This is a genomic window from Butyrivibrio sp. MC2021 (assembly GCF_000621605.1).
Taxonomy (GTDB): domain Bacteria; phylum Bacillota; class Clostridia; order Lachnospirales; family Lachnospiraceae; genus Butyrivibrio.
This window is the reverse complement of the sequence record NZ_JHXX01000003.1, coordinates 161,424-183,763: the sequence shown is the minus strand read 5'-3', so window position 1 is coordinate 183,763 and position 22,340 is coordinate 161,424. Positions and strand designations below refer to the sequence as shown.

The 22,340-nt window shown below is 39.5% G+C and carries 18 protein-coding genes; 13 read left to right on the top strand and 5 right to left on the bottom strand.

From position 1 onward, the window contains the following. The first annotated feature begins 11 nt into the window (after positions 1 to 11). Positions 12 to 899 carry a LicD family protein gene (locus T359_RS0108850; RefSeq protein WP_026517159.1) on the top strand — a complete coding sequence of 296 codons (888 nt, stop codon included), beginning with the start codon at positions 12 to 14 and terminating at the stop codon, positions 897 to 899. A 10-nt stretch (positions 900 to 909) separates the two neighbouring features. Here the strand turns inward: T359_RS0108850 and T359_RS0108845 are convergent, their stop codons facing one another. Both T359_RS0108845 and T359_RS0108840 read right to left on the bottom strand, forming a co-directional pair. Further along, complete coding sequence (locus T359_RS0108845) at positions 910 to 2,013, bottom strand: glycosyltransferase family protein (protein WP_197027078.1); 1,104 nt, start codon at positions 2,011 to 2,013, stop codon at positions 910 to 912. Positions 2,014 to 2,133: 120 nt separating this feature from the next. Next, positions 2,134 to 3,288, bottom strand: a complete 1,155-nt coding sequence (locus tag T359_RS0108840; protein ID WP_026517157.1) for a radical SAM protein — start codon at positions 3,286 to 3,288, stop codon at positions 2,134 to 2,136. A 344-nt stretch (positions 3,289 to 3,632) separates the two neighbouring features. Here T359_RS0108840 and T359_RS0108835 point away from each other — a divergent pair, with 344 nt between their 5' ends. The 4 genes from T359_RS0108835 (at position 3,633) to T359_RS0108820 (ending at position 9,499) form a co-directional block, all read left to right on the top strand. Beyond that, on the top strand, positions 3,633 to 4,508 hold the full coding sequence (locus tag T359_RS0108835) for a flagellin N-terminal helical domain-containing protein (RefSeq protein WP_026517156.1): 876 nt from the start codon (positions 3,633 to 3,635) through the stop codon (positions 4,506 to 4,508). 231 nt (positions 4,509 to 4,739) lie between these two features. Next, entirely contained in the window at positions 4,740 to 5,564 is an 825-nt protein-coding gene (locus T359_RS0108830; RefSeq protein WP_026517155.1) for a flagellin N-terminal helical domain-containing protein, read from the top strand. A 561-nt stretch (positions 5,565 to 6,125) separates the two neighbouring features. After that, positions 6,126 to 7,520, top strand: a complete 1,395-nt coding sequence (gene ltrA / locus T359_RS0108825) for a group II intron reverse transcriptase/maturase (protein WP_026517154.1) — start codon at positions 6,126 to 6,128, stop codon at positions 7,518 to 7,520. Between the two features lie 155 nt (positions 7,521 to 7,675). Further along, positions 7,676 to 9,499: a glycosyltransferase gene (locus T359_RS0108820; RefSeq protein WP_026517153.1), complete on the top strand. Its 1,824-nt coding sequence runs from the start codon at positions 7,676 to 7,678 to the stop codon at positions 9,497 to 9,499. 21 nt (positions 9,500 to 9,520) lie between these two features. On the opposite strand, the gene T359_RS0108815 is transcribed toward T359_RS0108820, so the two are convergent. From T359_RS0108815 to T359_RS0108805, 3 genes are read right to left on the bottom strand one after another with little or no spacing between them, the layout of a single operon-like run. Beyond that, positions 9,521 to 10,504: a hypothetical protein gene (locus tag T359_RS0108815; protein WP_026517152.1), complete on the bottom strand. Its 984-nt coding sequence runs from the start codon at positions 10,502 to 10,504 to the stop codon at positions 9,521 to 9,523. A 14-nt stretch (positions 10,505 to 10,518) separates the two neighbouring features. Further along, positions 10,519 to 11,553, bottom strand: coding sequence for a glycosyltransferase family 2 protein (locus T359_RS0108810; protein WP_026517151.1), 1,035 nt, complete (start codon positions 11,551 to 11,553; stop codon positions 10,519 to 10,521). Positions 11,554 to 11,557: 4 nt separating this feature from the next. Next, positions 11,558 to 12,736, bottom strand: a complete 1,179-nt coding sequence (locus tag T359_RS0108805; protein WP_026517150.1) for a CgeB family protein — start codon at positions 12,734 to 12,736, stop codon at positions 11,558 to 11,560. Between the two features lie 127 nt (positions 12,737 to 12,863). Between T359_RS0108805 and T359_RS0108800 the strand changes: the two genes are divergently transcribed. From T359_RS0108800 to T359_RS0108765, 8 genes are read left to right on the top strand one after another with little or no spacing between them, the layout of a single operon-like run. Beyond that, entirely contained in the window at positions 12,864 to 14,045 is a 1,182-nt protein-coding gene (locus tag T359_RS0108800; RefSeq protein WP_026517149.1) for a CgeB family protein, read from the top strand. A 12-nt stretch (positions 14,046 to 14,057) separates the two neighbouring features. Further along, a complete protein-coding gene (locus tag T359_RS0108795; RefSeq protein ID WP_026517148.1) occupies positions 14,058 to 15,266 on the top strand; it encodes a CgeB family protein in 1,209 nt (402 codons plus the stop codon). Between the two features lie 28 nt (positions 15,267 to 15,294). After that, positions 15,295 to 16,743, top strand: coding sequence for a CDP-glycerol glycerophosphotransferase family protein (locus T359_RS0108790; RefSeq protein ID WP_026517147.1), 1,449 nt, complete (start codon positions 15,295 to 15,297; stop codon positions 16,741 to 16,743). A 17-nt stretch (positions 16,744 to 16,760) separates the two neighbouring features. Further along, positions 16,761 to 17,228, top strand: a complete 468-nt coding sequence (locus T359_RS0108785; RefSeq protein ID WP_026517146.1) for an adenylyltransferase/cytidyltransferase family protein — start codon at positions 16,761 to 16,763, stop codon at positions 17,226 to 17,228. After that, a complete protein-coding gene (locus tag T359_RS0108780) occupies positions 17,225 to 18,259 on the top strand; it encodes an asparagine synthase-related protein (protein ID WP_026517145.1) in 1,035 nt (344 codons plus the stop codon). Before T359_RS0108785 ends, T359_RS0108780 begins: the two co-directional genes overlap by 4 nt. 14 nt (positions 18,260 to 18,273) lie before the next feature. Beyond that, positions 18,274 to 19,455 (top strand): radical SAM protein, encoded by a 1,182-nt coding sequence (locus tag T359_RS0108775; RefSeq protein ID WP_026517144.1) that lies wholly within the window; start codon positions 18,274 to 18,276, stop codon positions 19,453 to 19,455. Positions 19,456 to 19,470: 15 nt separating this feature from the next. Beyond that, entirely contained in the window at positions 19,471 to 20,697 is a 1,227-nt protein-coding gene (locus tag T359_RS0108770) for a DUF362 domain-containing protein (RefSeq protein ID WP_026517143.1), read from the top strand. Further along, on the top strand, positions 20,694 to 22,340 hold the full coding sequence (locus tag T359_RS0108765) for a motility associated factor glycosyltransferase family protein (protein WP_026517142.1): 1,647 nt from the start codon (positions 20,694 to 20,696) through the stop codon (positions 22,338 to 22,340). Before T359_RS0108770 ends, T359_RS0108765 begins: the two co-directional genes overlap by 4 nt.

The following is a 22,340-nucleotide window of genomic DNA, read 5'->3' as shown; positions in this document are numbered from 1 at the left end:
CAGGAGGGATTATGAACGGTAATCTTGATAACTTCAACCTTGAGGAAGAGATAAGATGGGATTTTCTGGTGGATTCAAAGAGAAAAAGGCTTTGGAAAGTCGAAATGAATCTTCTGTGTCTTCTTGATGAGTTTTGTAAGGAAAACAACATCACATATTATGCGGACTACGGAACCCTTCTTGGCGCAGTCAGGCACAAAGGCTTTATTCCTTGGGACGACGACATTGATGTTACCATGACAAGACCTGATTATATGCGCTTCATAGAGCTTGCACCAAGCTGGTTCAAGTCTCCTTATTTTGTCCAGAACTATTACACTGATCACTTTGATAACAGAGTAACCATGTTTACAAGAATAATTGATGACAGAACCACCATGATTCCCAAGGACTGCAATGCCGGGCCCGAGCATCATCAGGGGGTATTTATTGATGCTTTTCCCTTGGACCCTGCTCCGGCAGAGTTTCCGGTAAAAGAAGTTCCTGACATTATTAAAATAGCCATGGAGTTATGGATGGCAGCAGCTTCTCCAAAGACGATAATAGAGGATATGATCGCCGGGAAAATGCCTGTGGCCGGAATGGACACAATTATAGATATCTTAGGGCTCCCCTATGAGGACAGACTGAGATTGTTTGAAGGAATTCTTTTGGACGCATATCCAAAGTTTGATACGATTCACACTTTTTCAAATATATATCGGCATGCACCTATGAAGAAGGAATGGTTTGCAAGTACTGTTTTATTGCCCTTTGAGACTATTATGGTTCCGGCCCCGGTCGGATATGAAGAGGTACTGACGGCGCACTACGGGAACTATAGTGTTCCGGTTGTTACTATCGGACACGATATAGAGTTTACTGATCCCGACAGGCCCTATACTGATTATGTTTCCTGAAAATAATTCCCTATCCTCTTAGAATATTGATCAGCTCATCAATTCTGGAATCCCAGGTGAGGGACTGCTCAGCCTTTTTTCGTCCTCGCTGAGCTACATCATATAATGAATCCATGTCTTCCAGAGCATTTATCAGGACATTTGCTATAGATTCCGGATGGCCTATGTCGTAGAGGAACAGCTCTTTTTCAGATCCCTCTGATATGAAGATTTCATTTATATATTTGCTTCCGTCGGTTACAACTGCGGACCCATTTAGCATGGCTGTCGGGATTCTGTCGTGGAGGCCATCTTTAAACAATGGCATAATGTTGAAGGATATTCTGGAATCTGAAGCACATTGCACCGCTTCAAGATATGGAACACTTCCATGAAGAACGATATTTCCAAGGTCTTCAAGGTCATCCCATCCATCCCCGAATAAGTGCATTTTTACACCTGATGCTGCCAAATACTGAATAACCTCGCTACGAATGTAAGATCTGACAAAGGGGTTAGTTTTGGCGGTAATTTTTGAATACTTAAGAAAGAGTGAATCATCAAAAGCTATATTATTCTTCTGCAATGCATATCTGAATGCTTGTTCGTTGTTCAAAGATCTGTCATCACACATTGCCTCGATCATATCTACTGAGGCAACCCGGAGCTCTTCGGGAAGATTCCCTATTATTGAGCCTAGTCTCTCCAGGGAAAAGCAGCTTCCTGTAAATGAAATGTCATATTTTCTGTTTCTGAAAGCTTCTTTCGAATAATCAATATCATCTGAAGCCAGATCACCGCCTAAAGGGAGAAAATGAACTCCTGCGATATTGGGAAAATATCTTTTTATATAGGAGACATGATCTCTGTCTAAGCAGATAATATGGTAATTCTTCATGTTGCTTTGGATATCAGCTATATGTTCACAGGGGTGATCAAGTATCCAGTTAAAAAAAGGAACATGCATATATTCAAATACATTGTCTTCCTGCATGGAGGTTTCGTGCTGGCCTGAAGAATTAAATGCTAAAGCGGCATCGAAGCCCTTATTTATTTCCCGTACATATTCATCAGCAAGTTCTGTGCCCTGAGCATTGAGATTGATAAATCCAACATCTATTCCCTTTTTTCTCAAACAAGCTGCAACTTTGTCAGAAAAAAGGTTCAAGGTATTATTGCATATTGTAATTGTGTGAAACATCACTATTCTACGAATCTCTTTGCTCATATTATTTGTCCTTTTATAAAAAATGTATTAGAGAACCCAATCATCAAGAGTACTTGGATTGTGAATTGTATGCCAGGGACCGTCTACCGGTTCTGCACAGTATCTGCATCGTTCAAAGGGCTTACTGATCCGCTGCCTGATAATTTCGGTAGTAAGTCCCTCCTCATATAGGTCAACAGCACCATCCTCAGGTAAAGACTCGTTAAAATACTGATTGAAATATTTTGTCGTAAAAGGCAGGAAACAAGCGGCTATTTTTCCGTTGTATAGGTTTACGCAGCCCTTTTGGAAGCAGGTGTTGAATTTTTTAATTAGGGATTCGTCATCGCTTCTCTCAAGCTTTTGCTGCTTTCTGAAGGTTGAGTTTATATCGGATATTCCGTAAGCAACTCCTTTTTCATTCAGGAAGCTTTTCAGGTCATCGATTTTGTCGCTCATAACAGGATATAATGAGATCCAAATGCCTGAACCGTCATGACAATTTTTTAATGTATCAAAGAATGAATCGGGCATTTTTTGAAGTAACAAAGCGTTTGTTACTATATGTATCATAGCATTTGGGTAAACTGAACTTACCAACTTGATGTAATCTTCTATTTCAGGGTTGAGCAGTGGTTCGCCCCCAAGAATTCTGATGATTGATATTTCATCAAAGAAGAGCTTAAGCCTGTTCAGATCCTGGGAAAACTTTTCAAAATCCGGAAAGACAGGCGTTTTTACCAAGCCTGAATAATGCTCGCAATTGGCGCAGTTCAGATTACAATGGTCTGCTATATGAAACTCCAGATATGGAAGTCTCCTGCAGGAGTAATACGGAATAAGGGCATCTACTATAGACTTTGGTGTGCTAAATTCGCTTTCAAGGTCAACAATATAGGTATTCTCCAGATTGATCCCAATAGAAAAAAACTTTGAAAGAAAGTCCTGCTGGCCGGCATAGTTCTGAGAGGCAATCAGTAGAATGTCAGCTTGCCCGGTTTCAATCATTTCTTTGGCTTTATTGTTATCTATTGATGCAATGCCATCCTCCGGTAAAGGGTCTGAGTGGGATACATTCCAATAGGCTATTATATTTATGGGTTCTTTTCCAAATTCTTTTGATATTTTGTTGTATCCGTTTTCAATAAACTTACATAAATACTGGCTGTAGATATTTTGTCCAAAAACTATGGCATTGATCATTTTGATTACCTCGTAGTGCAAAGAAATATTCCAATAATATTATACACTATAAAACAAACAATAAATAACGGGCATGCGACAGGAGTGTTGGTAAAAAGAAATCATATATCGGATGTTTTTTTCAAAACTTTATAGTAAAATGAAAAAAAGAAGAAAAAGTTTCAAAAATTCGAAAAAAATAGAAAAAATGATTCATAAAGGGTTAAGTTGGCGAAAATATCGACGATATTATTAGTGAAAAGAAAACCAAAGCAGCCATGGAAGGGACTCCGCATTAGGTCTGCACATTAAATTAAAATGGAAAGGCAGCAGGGAAGCGGGCCCCCTTCATGGAGGATAATAATATGGTAGTTCAACACAATATCACCGCAATGAACTCTAACAGACAGCTTGGTATTACTACGAATACTCAGGCTAAGGCCAGTGAGAAGCTTTCATCCGGTTACAAGATCAACAGAGCAGCAGATGATGCAGCAGGTCTTGCGATTTCCGAAAAAATGAGACGTCAGGTAAGAGGTCTAACACAGGCTTCAGCCAACGCTCAAGACGGTATCTCAGTAGTACAGACAGCTGAGGGAGCTCTTAATGAAGTTCATGATATGCTTCAGAGAATGAACGAACTGGCAGTTAAGGCAGCGAATGATACTCTTCAGACAACAGACAGACAGTACATCCAGGCTGAAGTTGCAGCTCTTGCAAGTGAGATTACCAGAACTGCCGAGTCAACTGAATTTAATAACCAGCATCTTCTTAACGGTACATTTACAGGTAAATATCTACAGGTTGGATCAGAAACAGCCGGTGAGAATCAGATAGTAATTGATATTGTGGAGCTTAGCGCTGACAGTATCGGTGTAGCAGCAACACATACCGCGACAAAAGATGATCCTGTAGATCCAAGCGCTAATAATGGTAATCAGATAAATGTAATGAGCCATGACAATGCTAAGAATTCTATTGAGAGTATAAAGAATGCGCTTATATCAATATCAAAACAGCGATCAGATCTCGGTGCCATCCAGAACAGACTGGAACATACAATTAAGAATCTGGATAACGTAGTAGAGAATACACAGTCCGCTGAATCACAGATTCGTGATACGGATATGGCAGAGGAGATGGTCAGATATTCCAATAACAACATCCTCATGCAGGCCGGCCAGTCGATGCTGGCTCAGGCCAATCAGACAAATCAGGGTGTTCTTTCACTTCTTCAGTAATACAGATAAGATGGTTTACAGGGCTTGGCCAATTTGGTCAGGCCCTTCAATTTGTTTAGGGAAAATTTATAATATATTTTTAAAAATAGGGGTAAAGTTTTTAGAATTATGGACGATAATAAAGGTGTAAAGAACAAGGAATGGTTATTAGACCAGCACTGGTAATCATTTCAAAAATTAAACAAAACGAGCTGCAAGGACGCAGCCGTACAAATCAAGGAGGATAAAATTATGGTAGTACAACACAACATTACAGCGATGAATTCAAACAGACAGCTTGGTATCACAACTGGTATCCAGGCAAAGTCAAGCGAGAAACTGTCATCCGGTTACAAGATCAACAGAGCAGCAGATGATGCAGCAGGTCTTGCAATTTCTGAAAAGATGAGACGTCAGGTAAGAGGTCTTACACAGGCTTCTGCTAACGCTCAGGATGGTATTTCTGCAGTACAGACAGCTGAAGGTGCTCTGAACGAAGTTCATGAGATGCTTCAGAGAATGAATGAGCTGGCTACTAAGGCAGCTAACGACACATTGCAGACAACAGATCGTAACTATATTCAGTCTGAAATGAATGCTCTTTCAACTGAAATCGATCGTACAAAGGCTGCAACTGAGTTCAATAATCAGAAGCTCCTTGATGGTACCTTCAATGACAAGAAACTTCAGGTTGGTTCTGAGACTGATGACGAGAACCAGATTACTGTAAGCATCAGTAAGATGGCTGCATCCTCAATCGGTGTTGGTACAGATAATATCAAAGTTTCTGATCATGGTAAGGCTAAAGAAGCTATGAGTAACATTAAGAAGGCTCTTGAGAGTGTTTCATCTCAGAGATCTGATCTTGGTGCTATTCAGAACAGACTTGAGCATACCATCAAGAACCTTGATAACGTAACAGAGAATACACAGGCAGCTGAGTCACTTATTCGTGATACAGATATGGCTACCGAGATGGTTAAGTTTTCAAATAACAACATCCTTGCACAGGCTGGTCAGTCCATGCTGGCACAGGCTAATCAGTCCAATCAGGGTGTTCTTTCACTTCTCGGATAATATTTGTAAAGCTTTGTTTATAAAACGTCTGTTGAAAACATTGCAACTACCCAAAAAGAGCTCCGGTTTACCGGGGCTCTTTTTTCGGTGTGCGCCTAGCGGCGCACGTTTCTAGCGGGTTAAAGTCCCGAATCCGCCCGGTAGTGGGAAGGATATAGTCGAAAGCAAGGGTGTCCGCCGCGAGGCGGAATCTGAAGGAAGCTGGATGTGGGGAACATACTAACCCACGGGCAAATCTCTGGTCTGACGTACAGAAATCTCATACGAGGTTATGCATGAGGGTAAGGCTGCATCACAAGTCGAAGCCCAATAACTACACGGAATCATGCGTAATAAATGAGACAGATGGATGGAGAGGAAGAAACGTGTGGTACCTAGGGAGGTCTGTGTGAAATGCTCTGAAAGGAGTAACCACCGTACAAGGAAACGAGACGGTGCTGAACATGCAGAAGTCAGCAGAGGTCATAGTAGGGATATGGACATGGAAACATGGACATGCTAACCAAAGGACCGAATCAGTAGGAGTCTTAAGTATGACCGAGAAAGGAGGAATGACCGCTAATGGCAGAAAACATAGATAATAATGGCTGTTCGCAAAGAGATAGTGCGGAACACGAAGGGTATGCGAAAGCGCTTAGGTCATTCAATCGGATATGGAAAGAAAGAGACAGTGCACAGCCGAAGCTCTTGGAAGCGATACTGTATAAGGACAATTTTAACAGAGCGTACAAAAGAGTTAAGGCAAACAAGGGAGCGCCAGGTATTGATGGTATGACCATTGAAGAGGCACTTCCGTACCTTAAGGAACATCAACAGGAGTTAACTGACCGCATATACCGCGGCAAGTATACCCCATCGCCAGTCAGGCGAGTTGAGATTCCAAAACCAGATGGTGGTGTGCGCAAGCTTGGCATACCCACTGTGATAGACCGCACACTCCAACAGGCAATAACTCAACAGTTAGTGCCCATCTATGAACCATTGTTTGCGGACGGAAGCTACGGCTATCGTCCAAACAGAAGCGCAAAGGATGCTATACAGAAGGTGAAGGAATATGCAGAACAAGGTTACACTTTTGCGGTAGTCTTGGACTTATCAAAGTATTTCGATACCTTGAATCATGAAATCCTTATCAATCTCCTCAGAAGGAATGTGAAGGATGAACGTGTAGTTCAACTAATAAAGCGCTATCTGAAAAGTGGGGTAATGGAAAACGGAGTGGACATTGATACAGAAGAAGGTTCACCGCAAGGGGGGAATTTATCTCCACTTCTTGCGAATATCTACCTCAATGAGTTCGACCAAGAGTTTCTGAAAAGAGGTGTGCCCTGTATAAGATATGCAGATGACATCGTTCTTCTTGCGAAAAGCAAAAGAGCATCAGAGAGACTCTTGGAAAGTAGTACTAAATATCTCGAAGAGAAACTGAAGCTAACGGTTAATCGGGAGAAAAGTCGTACTGTCAATGTGTTTGCTATCCGAAATTTTAAATTCCTTGGCTTTGCATTGGGAAGGAACGCAAGTGGTATTTATGTCAGGGTTCATCCAAAGTCATGGAAGAAGTTCAAGTCAAAGCTGAAAGATTTATCTTCCCGTAAGTCTGTGCAGTCCATCAAGCCAAGTCTTGAGGAAATCAAGGTATATGCGAGAGGGTGGCTTAACTATTACGGAATAGCAAGCATGAAGAATAACATCGACGACATCAATGGATGGCTCTATCGCAGAATTCGTATGTGTATATGGAAACAATGGAAGAGACCCAAAACCAAGATGAGGAATCTTATCAAAATGGGAATTCCAGAATACTATGCGCACATGGCGGCTAATAGTCGCAGAGGACATTGGTTTAATGCAAATCTAACAACCGTAAAAAGAGCAATGTCAAAAGAAAGACTGATAAACAGTGGCTTCTTTGATTTAGCCACGGCTTATCAGTCTGTGCACATCAACTATTGAAAGCGCCGTATACCGAACGGTACGTACGGTGCTGTGAGAGGACGGCGGTTAGTCACCGCCTCCTACTCTATTTACAGTAAATAAATGTTATCTGTATAATTAAATTGATAGCTATTCCGAATAGAAACAAAAGAAATACTGAAAGTAGGGGCTTAATGGACGATAGAAAATTCTGCTTTATATCCTGTGTTAATCCTGAGGGAAATGATCGTATTGCTGATGAGATTTGTAAACTACAAGTTCCTGAAGGGTATAATGTTGAGTATTTTGGTGTGAGCGATGTTTCGTCAATGTGTGCGGGCTATAACGAGGCCGCATCTATTAGCAATGCTAAATATAAGATTTATATGAAGCAGAATATTGAGTTTTGTAATATTTTTTTACTCTATGATTTGCTTAGAATTTTTAATTCTTCTTCGAAAATTGGAATGGTGGGCACGCTAGGCGTAGACAGAATGCCTGTGGATATGATTACCGAACATGGTATTTTGTATGGGCCTGACAGTGAAAAAACTATTCTTGTTGATAATGAATATAAGGAAGTTCTTGCGGTTGCTGGAAACTTTATAGCAACGCAGGTGGATATGCCTTGGGATGAAAATAATATAGATGACTGGTATTTTTATGCACTGTCTCAATGTGCCTTGATGAGGCAAAAAGGGTATAAAGTAGTTGTGCCGGGGCAAAAGAGCGGTGCATGGATAAAGCCTGTACTTTCCGATGATTATGACTATCTTGATGAAAAGACAGAAAAGTGTCGACAGTATGCCTTAACCCGGTACTCGGCCTTGTTCAATATCCCTAGAGATGCCAAGCGCTATGGAATAATGAGTTTTACAGAAATATCAGGAGTGGATTTTATCTGGCCTCTTATATATAAAAAGGCCGACTTTTCCGTTGCTGAGCTGGGAATATCCATTTACAGTGACTCTGATGAGGATTTTGAGAGAATAATAAAATTTATAAAAGAGCAGCATCTTGATGTGTTTGTTTCCTTCAATTTCTCTCCATTAGTTTCAAGAGCCTGTGAAGCTTGTGGAATCAAGTATGTGTCATGGGTGTTTGACTGTCCGCAACAGGCATTATATGACAACCTGGTTAAGAATGATTGTAATTACATTTTCTGCTTTGATAAAAAACAGGTTGAGACCACAAAAGAGAACGGGGGTATGCATGTCTTTCACCATCCTCTGGCCTATAATGAAAATAGAATGTCTGTTCCAAAGGTGGATGGAAATGACAGAAAAAGATTCTCGTGTAGTGTGTCATTTGTAGGAAATTTATATGAAGATGAAGTTTATCAGAAGATACAGGATAGATTAAGTGAAAATGCCTTGTCGGACTATGAGAGAGTATTTCATGAAGCTTTTGGAAAATGGGATGGAACCGACAGGCTGAAGGCTGCGTTAAAAAGAGAGACAATTGAAGAAATGGCAGCTATGGATTCTCCCGATGTCGTAAATAATCTTAAAATGGACATTGGAGATTATTATGAGGGGAGAATTCTGGCAAGAGCCTTGGCCAACTGTGAGCGAATAGAGATGCTAAAACGTTTGGCGAAGTATGGTCTAAAGTTTTATACAGGAAGTAAGAATGTCCAAATAGATGGAGTAACAGTCAGCCCAAGGCTGGATTATTCGACAGAATTGCCCAAGGCATATCATCTGAGTAAAATAAATATAGGAACAACACTACATACCATTACATCAGGAATACCACTTAGGGTATTTGATATTATGGGGGCCGGAGGTTTTCTTCTTACCAATTTTCAGCCTGAAATACCGGAGCTTTTTGTAATCGGCAAGGAAATTGAGGTTTATAAAGACTTTGACGAGATGGAAGAAAAAGTTAGTTTTTATCTTAATAATGACAATCTTAGGGAAAAAATAGCGCTAAACGGATATAGGGCAGTGGTCGAAAAGCATAACTTTAATAAGGAATTTGTTGTGATGATGAATAAAGCCGGGCTGCCTTTGTGACATAGTATGCAGAATCTGCAATCATTGATTCAATAGCTCAAGATATGAATTGAGCATCTCTGTGGCTTTTTGGGCTCCTGCGTCATTGAGATGATCTGAATCAAGGAAATCTTCATCAAAAAAAACATCCTGGTAGTCATTCATGTCAAATAATTCCACCGGAAGATCAAGACTGTCGAGGGTTTTGAAAATATCTTCTTTATAACCTTTGTATATGTACTCGTTATAATAGCGGGTATATGGTGTAATAAAAAATAAAGGAATGACTCCATGGTCATGAAGAAATTCTACCATGTCCCTGACAATCGCTATATTTTCTTTATGCGTTTCTTCATGTTTTACGTGCTTGTTGTGGCCATTTTCTGTTCTATCGATTGCTATTGAAGTTTTTTCCGTCACCGATAGATTGTTCCAATCTATTTTTTTTATACCGAATATATTATTGTTTTTTCTGGTAATTATGTTGCTATAATAGGTGCCATTTTCCCAAATTGCCCTACTGCTCCAAAATTCACACCAATACTTTACCATTGGGGGAGGGAACATATCTTCGTCATATTTGATTACGGAAAGCGGATCAACTATTGTAGCATCAAAATAGTTATGTCTTCCATTTTCCCCGAATAGATTTAGATATACTCGTGGGATCAGTTTTTTCACCTGCTCGGCTTTTGAGAGATCCTGGTACATCATGTAGTAGCCCAGATTGATAAGACATCTCTTAGGCATATATTTACCTTCTGTAAAGGCTTTTTTTATGTGCATAAAATCAAAAAAGAGATCCTGTGATGAAATGCTAAACTGAATAGTTTTTCCTGCAGCCTTCAGATCCAGTTCATTGATTCCATTCATTGCATGAGAGGAACCTACGATGATCGTATCAGCTCCTTCAGTCCTGTTTTTTTCATGCATGGCTCTTAGATAACACAGGTCGTAATTGTTACTTAGATACTGAAGTGCTAGGTCTGACCATTTATTAAAATATTCATTGTCGTAATATCTCACTACAATCGAGCTCCTTATAAACCTATTTTTTTGACCATTTCCGCAAAAGTAAGGAAGTCACTTTTGTTCATAACATTAAAGCAGCTTTTTAGTAAAAGAAGGTGCATTTCCGAAAGTTCACCTTTTAATATGTGAGTGTTTTTCATGATATACGGAATGTGTTCCTGGATGATAATGCATAGGAGTCTGTAAAGAGAATATGGAGGAGTATCATATCTCAAAGCTATCATTTTCCAGAAAATTAGTGCGCAGGAATAGACAAACTCTATCTCTAACTCTTCTTTATATTCATCCATGAAGCCTCTTTTTTCCAACTCATTCCATAGCATAATCTGATTTGTAAGAAGGTCGACATGATAGAACTCATTGGTGGATAGAGAAGTAGATACATCATTTACATAGTAGTGATATAGCTGCTCATTCAGTATATAGGCCTTGGTGTAGTACATGTTAAGAAGAACGCCCCAATAGGAATCCTCATAGGCCAGCCCTTCGGAGAAGACTATTTTGTTATTTAAAAGCAGTGATTTCTTGATCAATTTACAATGTGGAAGATTATTAATTGTTTTTTTGACTAAAAATTTTTTTCGATCTTCCGGTGTGGAAACGACAAGTACTTCATCGGGATTATTTTGTGAATCATCAGTTTCTTTATATATCAGTGTTTTTGAAAAATCCCTGATATACCTGCACTGAACAATATCATAATCATCGGAAAGGGCGATATTGTATAGCTTTTCCAGGTAGTCTTTTTCAAGCCAGTCATCAGAGTCTACAAAGGCAATATATTCACAGGTAGAATATTCCAAACCAAGGTTACGGGCGGTTCCCTGGCGGGAGTTGACCGGAAGGTCAATTATCATGATGTTTTCAGGGTATTTGGATTCCCACTGTTGCAGATGTGAAAGTGTAGCATCTGTAGAGCAGTCATTTACACATATTACTTCCAATGAAGAGAAACCGATTGTCTGCTCTTCGATAGAAGTTAACGCTCTGTCTATATATGCTTTCACATTGTAACAGGGAAGAATCACACTTATTTTTTTCATGCATTCACCCGACAAATACTGAATCTAATATCTTTTGTACTGCTACTGGATAGGTATAATCACGGCAAACTCTTTCATAACCTGCCAGAAGTATAGCCATACGGGCATCTTCATGGGCCAAAAAGAATTTTGCAAGTTCTGCCATTTCTTCAAAATTGTGATAAACAACAATTTCTTTCCCTATTTCAAATAATTCTCCTGTTTCCGGTTGGTAATTTGTAAGAATAAAGCCTCCGGCTCCGATAATATCGAAAGTTCGAAGGGGCAGACCGGAAAAAATGCTGTGGAGTGATGTTGAAAGGTTTATTTTGGATAGATTATATGCTTTTGGGAGATTGTCGTTGTAAGTTAAGAATGGTTGATAATTTACTCCTGCAATTTGATCTTTAGGCTCCGCTTGAGCACCATACCATCTGGGATGAAGCTCGGCTATCTGCTCCATCATAAGACGACGTTCTGTGTATGCCACTGCACGGGCAATGACATTTTCTTCAAAATAAACTCTGTTTGGGACGTTCAATTTGCTGTAAGGATCTGTGTCTGACAGCGCTAGCATGGCATCAATTAATTCATCAGGCATCGTATTGTGTATTCTGTCCCGACCATCCCACTTACCCATCATATTAAAGGCAACTTCATTAAGCTTATCTTGCATGGGTTCGTCAAGGCGAGATCTATAGAAAGCATATCTGCTGTCTATATATTGCATTCCGACAAATGAAATATCGCAACTGTAAGCAGCTTCGTCAGCGGGGCTAATTTTGAGTTGCCCCATTCTTGAGATGTTTGCAGCCAGAGGAAGGTAATTGAGATTGGGTAATCCTCGGTTTCGGCAATCCTCAACCAGGTATTTATCAAATATAAATAGATGATTGGTTGAGTTATAAGCCTCTTGGGTATAAAGAGACTGCAACGGACAATCATAAACCCATGCTGCATAGGGAATTTCCAGTTTTTTACATGCTGCTGAGACAGTAGGGGCGAAGTTCATGGTTAGCACAATATCGTAAGGCGTTTGGTGAATGTGTTTGATGATTCGTGAAACTTCTTTTTCGTCAAAAGTCAATGTATCACATTCTATATTAAGACTATTACAGGTGTGCCCCATTTCGGTGGCGCCCCAATAAATGTCTTCCATTACCAGATCTTTGCATTTTACTAAAAGGCATCTCTTTGCGTTCAAGGCTCGTCCTCATACTTTGATAATATTCTTAATTAATAACATTATACACTATAAAACGAACATGACATAACGTTTATGTGATACAATTATTATAGGATTACTATAAAATCAGGCGGATTTGGATACTATGAAAATTCTTTTTCTGGATTGGAACAGCTATGGGAATCTGGACATCCTGTCAGCTATTGAAGAACTAAAGGCTTCCGGCAGGGATATTCATATAGAGCTGTATCCTTATGACAATCATATAGAGCGCGATGATAAACAGTTCGCAGAGAAATTCAAAACGGACCTTCAAAAGAAAAGTCCGGATTTTGTCATGTCCTTTAACTTCTTTCCGATTGTTTCTGGGGTATGCAATGAAGTAGGAATTAAATATGTTTCCTGGGTATATGACAATCCCGCTATAAATCTGTATTCATTTACTCTTATAAATCCATGCAATTATGTATTTCTATTTGATTCCCAGATGTATGAAGTTTTTGCGAATCAGGGGATAAAAACCGTCTATTACCTCCCGATGGCAGCAGCTGTAGAGCGGTATGACAGGTTTGAAAAGTCTGATGTTTTCAGAAAAAAATGGGGTGGTGAGCTGGCATTTGTTGGAAATCTCTACACTGAAGGCCATAACTACTATGATCAGATAGAGGATAAACTCTCTGACTATAGTAAAGGATATATAAATGGCCTAATGCGGGCACAGATGGAGATAAACGGGGCCAGTATTGTGGAGGGCTCAATCCCGGAAAATGTCATGAAGGAGATGGTGGATGCATTAGACGCCAAGCCCAACTATGACGGTGTTGAGACCTATGATTATATCTATTCAAATTATGTTATAGACAGGAAGATAACAGCCCTTGAGAGAACGGAAATGCTGACTATGATAGGTGAAAAGTATTCTGTAAATCTGTTTACAGGGGATAAAAACTTTAAGCCTAAAGGCATAAATAACCGTGGGAAAGTGGATTATTACAAGGAGATGCCTTACATCTTCAAGAATACAGATATAAATTTGAATATTACTTTAAGGAGCATTCAAAGAGGAATCCCGCTCAGATGCATGGACATTATGGGCTGTGGAGGTTTCCTCCTCACCAATTATCAGGAGGATTTCCTTCATTTCTTTGAACCCTTTGAGGATTATGTATATTTCGAGAGCAGGAAGGATTTGATGGATAAGATCGAGTACTACCTGACCCATGAAGAGGAACGAAACAGAATCGCAAAATCCGGTTATGAGAAGATAAAGGCAAATCATACATATAGATTAAGGCTTGAAGAAATTCTGGATATAGTTGGGAACTAAAGGAAAAAGCATATGAAACTATTGTATCTGGACATACCTATATTTTTTGCTAACAGAGATATGTTGGAAGCTTTTCAGGAGTATGTGGATGAGGATGGGGAACACCTGCATATACTCAGGTATTTATTTGACTATACTGAGGAATCCGCAAGAAGTTTTCCGGAATTTGAGGAAGAGTTTCCGGGAATATTAAAGGAACATTCTCCTGATTTTGTATTTTCTTTCAATTTTCTTCCGGTAGTTTCAAAAGTATGCAATGAAGCAGGTATAAAATACGTATCCTGGATTTATGACAATCCCGAGATATTACTTTATTCCTATCATGTGATAAATAAGTGCAACATCGTCCTGATGTTTGATTCCAAGCAGTTTGAAATATTCTGGAAAGGTGGAATAAAAACAGTAGAATATTTGCCTTTGGCGGCATCCACCAGAAGGCTTGATGCTATGATCCCGGATGACGAAACTATTTCAAAGTACAGTGCGGATATAGCTTTTGTGGGATCGCTCTACACAGAGCGAAAAAGGTACTACGACGAGATTGCCGGGAAAATATCCCCATATACCCTTGGATATATCGATGGAATGATAAGAGGACAGCTCCAAGTGGATGGAGTAAATATAATCGAGGAAGCTCTAAGGCCTGAAATTGTAGACGAGATTCAGAAGGCAAGTAATATTTTTCCTCATGAAGACAGTGCTGAGACCAGAGAGTATCTCTACGCAAACTATATAATTAATCGTCAGGCAACCATTTTAGAGCGCCGGGAGATTCTCACTATGATAGGTGAGAAATATCCACTTAACCTGTATACCTACGCGGAAAACAATGAATTCAGTCCAAAGGGAATAACAAATAAAGGTGCGGCTGATTATTTTGTTGAAATGCCCTATGTATTTAAGCTAAGCAGGATTAATCTGAACATTACCCTTAGAAGTATACAGAACGCTATCCCTCTCAGGTGTTATGACATTCTCGGAGCGGGAGGATTTCTTTTGTCCAACTATCAGGTGGATCTGGCCAGGCACTTCGTCCCTGGGGAGGACTATGTTTTCTATGAAAACAGGAAAGATATCCTGAATAAGATTGAATATTATTTAAGCCACGAGGACGAAAGAAAGGCCATAGCGAAAAATGGTCACGACAAAGTACAAAAAGAGCATACCTTCGATGTGAGGGTTAAACAGATTATTGATTTGGTGAAGGCTAAGGATATCTAAAAGGCAAAGGTAACACAAGAGGTGAGCGATGGATGATGATAAAATCACGTACTATTCAAAGCTTGTGAGTGAACTGGTAAAAGGGGCGGAAACCGGAGGCTTTTCCGGAGATTATATTCCTGACAGTTTTAAATGGGAACATTTAGTTGCACTTTTTTACCTTTCCAAAGTTTCAGAAGAAGGTAAAAAAATGTACACGGCTATCTATAACATGGTGATAGCTTCTTCTGAAAAACGTATTCGGAAAAAAGCAGAGCAGGATAAAAAAATCAAAATGATGTTCCAAAGTTACTCTGCAGCCCAATGGCCAGCCGTAGATGTATATAACGAATTTGCTGAAAATGAAAGGATAGAAACAGGATTATTGGTTTCTCCGGTTTTGGGCAGGGGGGATGGTCACTGGGAAGATACCTATAGTCAGACCTTGAAGTGGTTTAAAGAAAATGATTACAGGATATATGAGGGCGTTAACAATGACGGTAGTTTTCCCGGATTTGAAGACTTCGGAGGGGTCCCTGATATTGTTTTCATAACATCTTCCTGGTACACAGAATTACCTTATTATCAACAGTTTATTTCACTTCCGCTTAATTCACTTGTGGTATATATTCCTTACGGGCTTTATCTGGCAAACAGTATGGACGGCGAATATGCGGATAATAAGGTATACAACAAAGATACAATAAATCTTATGTGGAGGGTTTATTGTGACTGCAGCAAAAATCTTGAGGGATACAAGAAATACCAGTATTTATCTGGAAAAAACGTAAGATTTTCCGGATTTGCCAAAATGGATTATTTCTATGAAAAGAGAAACTGGAATGATGACCAAATAAGAAAAATATGGAAGATTCCGGATAATATAGCTGTTAAATCGGTGAAAAAAGTGATAGTGGCACCTCACTACAGTGTTATAGACAAGGGCGTGATTTTGTTTTCAACCTTCAGAAGAAATCTGTGGTTTTTCTTATATTTGGCACAAAAATATAAGGACGAGGTCAGTTTTGTTTTTAAACCACATCCACTTCTTCGTACAGCATCAGTTAAAGCGGGGCTGTTCAATAGCTATGAAGAATACGATGAATACATTGAGAAATGGGAAGGTATGTCAAATGCGAGAGTAATTCAAGATGCAAGTTATCTGGATCTGTTTGACACCTCCGATGCAATGATAATGGACAGCGGTTCATTTCTTGGAGAATATCTTTATACCGGAAAACCCTTGCTTTATTTGACAAGACCGGAGCAGGCCTTTTTACCTATCGGCGAAAAAGTAGTTGATGTCTATTATAAGACACCGGGCGAAAATTACCTTGAAATAGAGGAGTTCCTTCAGAATGTGGTTATTTCAGGCAATGATTACATGAAGGAGAAAAGAGAAAAAGTATTTAAAGAGGAATATGACTATAAATCAATCAATGGAATTGGAGCATCTGAGTATATTTGCAATGACGTGTATGAACTTATAAACGCGTGATGCGTGAAAGGAGCGCTATGATAATTGGTTATACTGCCGGAGTATATGATCTTTTTCATATCGGCCATCTCAATCTTCTGAAAAACGCAAAAGGCTTCTGCGACAAGCTTGTAGTAGGAGTTACTGTTGATGAACTCGTAATGTATAAGGGAAAACGTGCCATGATTCCCTTTGAGGATCGCATTGAGATAGTCAGATCCTGTAAATATGTGGATGCTGCTGTGCCTCAATACGACATGGACAAGCTAAAGGTTTGTAAAGAACTTGGTGCTTCAATCATGTTTGTCGGCGACGACTGGTATGGCACAGAAAAGTGGAAAAAATATGATGAGGAATTTGCCGAGGCCGGTATAAAAATAGTGTACTTTCCATATACCAAGGGCATATCTTCAACCAAGATCTCAGAAGCGCTTAAGGCTGTCAGAGGCTGGACTATAGATGAATTTCAGACAAAGAAACATCTGAATTATGAGGAAGAACAATGATTACAGATAAAGTATTCTGCATGAGTTCATATTTGATGTATAGATATGTCTATGATGATAAATATTCCTTTAGCGATAATAAGAAATGCGAGCTGGTGGATATCAGTTTCGAGAGAAGTCCGGTAAAGAATAGCCGTGATCTATACAATGAACTAAAGGTAAGAGTAGATGAAGCGTGTAAGGATGGGAAGGCAGTTCTGGCCCTCAGTGGCGGTATTGACTCAGCTATCCTTGCAAGACTTATGCCCAAAGGCTCTAAGGCATACACATTCAGATGTGTAGTACCGGGGATTCAGGTTATTGATGAAAGTCCCATGGCGAAAAAATGGGCTGAAATGAATGGACTTGAGCATGAGGTTATCGATATCTACTGGGAAGATATTGTCCCCGCAGCAGATGAATGTATGAAGCATAAGAATGCTCCTATTCATTCTATTGAAGCACAGATATATTTGGCAGCCCAAAGGGCAAAGGAGCAGGGCTATACCAAGTTTATCCTGGGTGAAAATGCAGATATTATCTATGGCGGCATGAACGGACTTCTTGAAAAGGATTGGTTATATGCTGAATTTGTAGATCGATATACCTATGTCATGCCCTATAAAGTCTTGAGAGACTTTATCATGCCTCTGGATCCTTACAGGAAATTTGAAGTTGATGGACATATAGACGGGCATGATTTTATCAATACATATTTTAGGCAGGAAGCCCTGGGAACATATACCAATGCCTGCAATACAGCGGGAATTGAGTTTGTTGGGCCCTATTCCAGAACATATCTTGATACCCCGATTGACTATGCGCGAATCAGAAGCGGAGATACAAAATATGTGATAAGAGAACTATTTAAGGAATTATATCCCGGAGAATCCCTGCCAGATAAAATCCCAATGCCAAGACCGGTTAATGAATGGTTCAAGGATTGGGAAGGGCCTAAAAGGGAAGAATTCATTCCACATTGCACAAGAGATATGAAGGGTGACCAGAAGTGGATGGTCTGGTGCCTTGAGAGATATTTGAACCTGATTTAAGGAAGGATTGTTCTATGAGTGCTTTATCGATTGTGATGATCACACAAAATGATTTTGGAATACTCTCTAACATCATTGAGGAATTGGTAAGAGAATCAGAATATGTTGCTGATTATCTTATTATTTATGATGACTGCTCTGTAGACGGAACACAAAGATTATTGGAAGATTATTCGAGAAAATATCCGCAAAAAATAGCTTTTATTCCGGGTGAACGGAAAATAGGTAAGGAAAGGGCAACAATCATGATCAGTAATGTAATTGAAACTGATTATTATTGTATTGTTCAACCGGATGATTGGAGAAATAATTTATTTCGAGAGCTGGGAAATGGTTGTAAAGCTTTGGATATGGACGATGGGCTGACAATATGGCAATCAAATGAAAACAGTAATCTGATGATTTTTCGTAGGAATAGCATTGCACCGGAAAAGGAAAAGCCTGTAATTCCTTTTATGGTATTATGCGTTGGTCAGGCATGTAATTTGAAATGTAAGAATTGTGGTAATTTTGCTCCATTTAGCGAAAAAGAGTATCTAAGATATGATGTTAATTACATTGTTTCAGATTTAGCCAATATTTTAAAGCACTTTAAAATCGGAGAACTCAATATTCAAGGTGGAGAACCACTTATATATACAGATTTGGATAAGTTGCTATCTTTTTTGGGAAACAATTCAGATATAGGAAGTATAATGATAGCTTCAAACGGATTACATGTGCCTTCCGAGACAGTACTTGATCTCATCGCAAGATTTAATATTACTATAAGGATAAGTAATTATGCTATATTTGGCCATGAAACTGATTCTCTCAGAAAAATATTAAAAGAAAAAAACATAGAATATTATGAGTATCATTTTGCGGGAGGGCAAGACAATTGGAGCTATATGGGAGGAAAAGAAGTAACGCCTGAAAATGATGATTTGATAGTAGATAGGCGATTTAGAGAATGCAGATTTCAAATGTGTACTACTTTGGAGGACGGCAAGATTGCGCATTGCAGTAGAGCAATAAATGCTTCAAGGGTTCAGGGATTCATTCCAAAGCCGAAGGACGTCGTTTATGTAAGGGGCAATGTTAATCTTAAAGAAGATTTGTTGAGTTATCTAAATGAAATGAAATATATGGAAGCGTGTAGGTATTGCTACGGCACTAATAGCGGAAAAACATGCATACCTGCGGAGCAAGTATAGGAGGACGGAATAATCATGAAAAAAGTTGCAATTGAGCACTGCGATAATTACAGGCTTGAAAGTGTTAAGGCATCATTAAAGCAGTGTTTTGCTGATCTGGGGTATCCTGCTGATAATCCTTTTAGTGCGGTGGTGAAGCCGGGAGATAAAGTCTTCATCAAACCTAACTGGGTAGCATCCAGATGGCGCAAGTCTTGTCCTCATGTAGATACACTTTATTGCGTTATTACGCATCCTGCAGTTATTGAGGCTGTGGCTGATTTCGTTGCAGATGCGCTGCAGGGAAAAGGCGAAATCATAATTGGCGATAATCCTTCTATTGATGCGGATTTTCAGGAATTGATGGAATTCACAAGAATAGAAAGAGTAAAGGATAAGTATGATGTTCCTGTAAGAATTGTGGATTTAAGGCCCCTTGTCTGTGATGATCTGAAGAATTATGGCAAAAAAGATCTTATGGTTAAACATGATGGTGATCCTGAAGGAACAGTAGAAGTCAATCTGGGCAAGGATTCGCTGTTGTATGGCATAGATCCCCAGAGGTTCAGGGGAGTATTCGATGAAAGAGAAGAGACTGTTGCTTCTCATACCGGAGAGACACAGCTATATACCTTTGCAAAGAGTCTATATGATGCAGATGTGTATATTTCTATTCCCAAACTTAAGACTCACCAGAAGGTTGGAGCTACACTGAACCTTAAGGGACTAGTTGGCAGCATTTGTAACAAGAACCAGCTGGTTCACTGGCAGGTAGGCTATCCGGAGATACACGGAGATGAGTATCCCGATAAAAAATCATATGATGAAGCACAAAAAGCTACTGTCACCCACAGAGGCGCCTGGCCGGGAAATGATACTATCTGGCGCATGGTAGGGGATCTCTATCAGGGAATGAAAAAGAAGGAAAGACGCTATTTTACAGTTATAGATGGCATTATTGCAGGTGAGGGTCAGGGTCCGTTTTGTCCTACAAGCAAGAACGCAAACACTCTCATTGCTGCAGATGATCTGTATGCGGCAGATTTGGTGGCAGTGAGATATATGGGATTTAATCCTGCAAAAATCAAATATCTTAATCATTTTTTGGAAGAAAAATATGAAGACATCACATTAGACGGAATCAGCGTGGTTGATTCCGGAAAAAATGTCGATAATTTTTTCTCGGCAAATACAGGATATTTGGACTTTTATGTTGTGGATAAATGGGCTGAGATAAAGTATATGGCTGAAAAGGGAAAATGATAGAAAGAGATAAAATACTCAAATTACAGCATGAATGTACATATTGCGCACTGTGTATCAGGATTGAGCGGATGGTGGCTGCCTATGACGGTATCAAGCGGATAACAGCCGGACTGACAGACCTGATCAATACCATGATGCTATGCGGTGAAAGTACTGTTCCTGAAGATCTGATGCAAAATATTGCACCGATACTGCAACGCATTATTTCATATCAGCAGAAAAACCAAATGTCACAGCTGGCAGATGTTATTGAAGGCGACATGAGTTTTATGTTGAGCACGAGCCTTCTCAAAATGATGGAAGCATGTGACTGGGATGATATAAATTATCTGCAAAAGAATATTGATTCGTTAAGGCAGTCAGAGCAAAAAAATGTAATTGAAGCAATCGGTAAAAAAAGTAATGAAAAAGGATCATATGAAGTAGTGCCTGTTTTAGCAGATACCGGCGATATTTCTTTTGGGACCAAGGAACATGCTAATGAAGACATTCACTATCTTACGGGATTGTTGCACCCTTATCTTGATGCGCTTCAATATGCTTTGTATTACAGCCAAAACGATAAGCTTAAATATGACATTGCCGGAATGGGCATGATCTATGAAGCAATTGCCCTTCTAAAAGTTAACTATGGGATTACTGTTACCATATATGAGGCTGATGTTTCATTCGTAAGAACAGTACTTACATACATTGATTTATCTGAGTATTTAGCTTCGGGGCGGTTATCCATAAAAATAGAACCATCCCTGGAAAAGAGCATATCCAAGGGAAGTCTGCTGGCTAAGGCTGATACATTGTCAACTATGGATGACCATAATAAAGAATCAGTCATCATTTACAGGTCTTTGCAGCTTCCGATTAAGGAGAATTTCCAGCTCCTGACATACAATTTTTCCCAAAACAATGCACTTGGAGATTCATACGTTAATGACATTTCAAATGAGATTAAGGGAAAAGAAATCTTCCTGATTGCGGGAGGGCCGTCTCTTTCACCTTGTATACCAATTCTCCAGAACTGCTCAGAAGACAGCATTATTCTTTGTGTAGGGACTTCAGCAGGAAAACTTATGGACAATGGGATAAAACCTGAGTTCATAGTGCTTATAGATGGTTTGCCTGTTACAAAAAAGCAGCTTATGCACACCTTTGATTATGATGAAACACGACTGATATATCTTGCCACTGCATGTCATGAAACCGTAATGCTCTTTGACGGGAAAAGATATATCACATATCAGGAAGGCTTTGAATTATCAGAAAAAGCGGCATTGGAGAGGAAGCTCCCGCTTTATAAAACCGGCGGTTCTGTTTCCACTCTGGCACTGGATCTGGCTGTAAAGCTCGGGGCAAAGAAAGTGACCTGCTTAGGACTGGACCTTGCGTATACCTATAACCAATTTCATGCGTCCGGAATATCAGATAATAATGATGTCGAAGCAGAGCAGGGAAAGATTATCCTGAAAAGCACGAGCGGAGGCGAAGTAAGGACGGCAAGTACCCTCGCGTCTTACCATGACTGGATTGAGAAGTATATCGCAAGTACGGATAATCTCCCGGAATTAGTGAATATTTCCGACGGTTCATATATCAAAGGCATGAAAAATATAACAGTAAGTGAAGCTCTTAAAATGATGTAA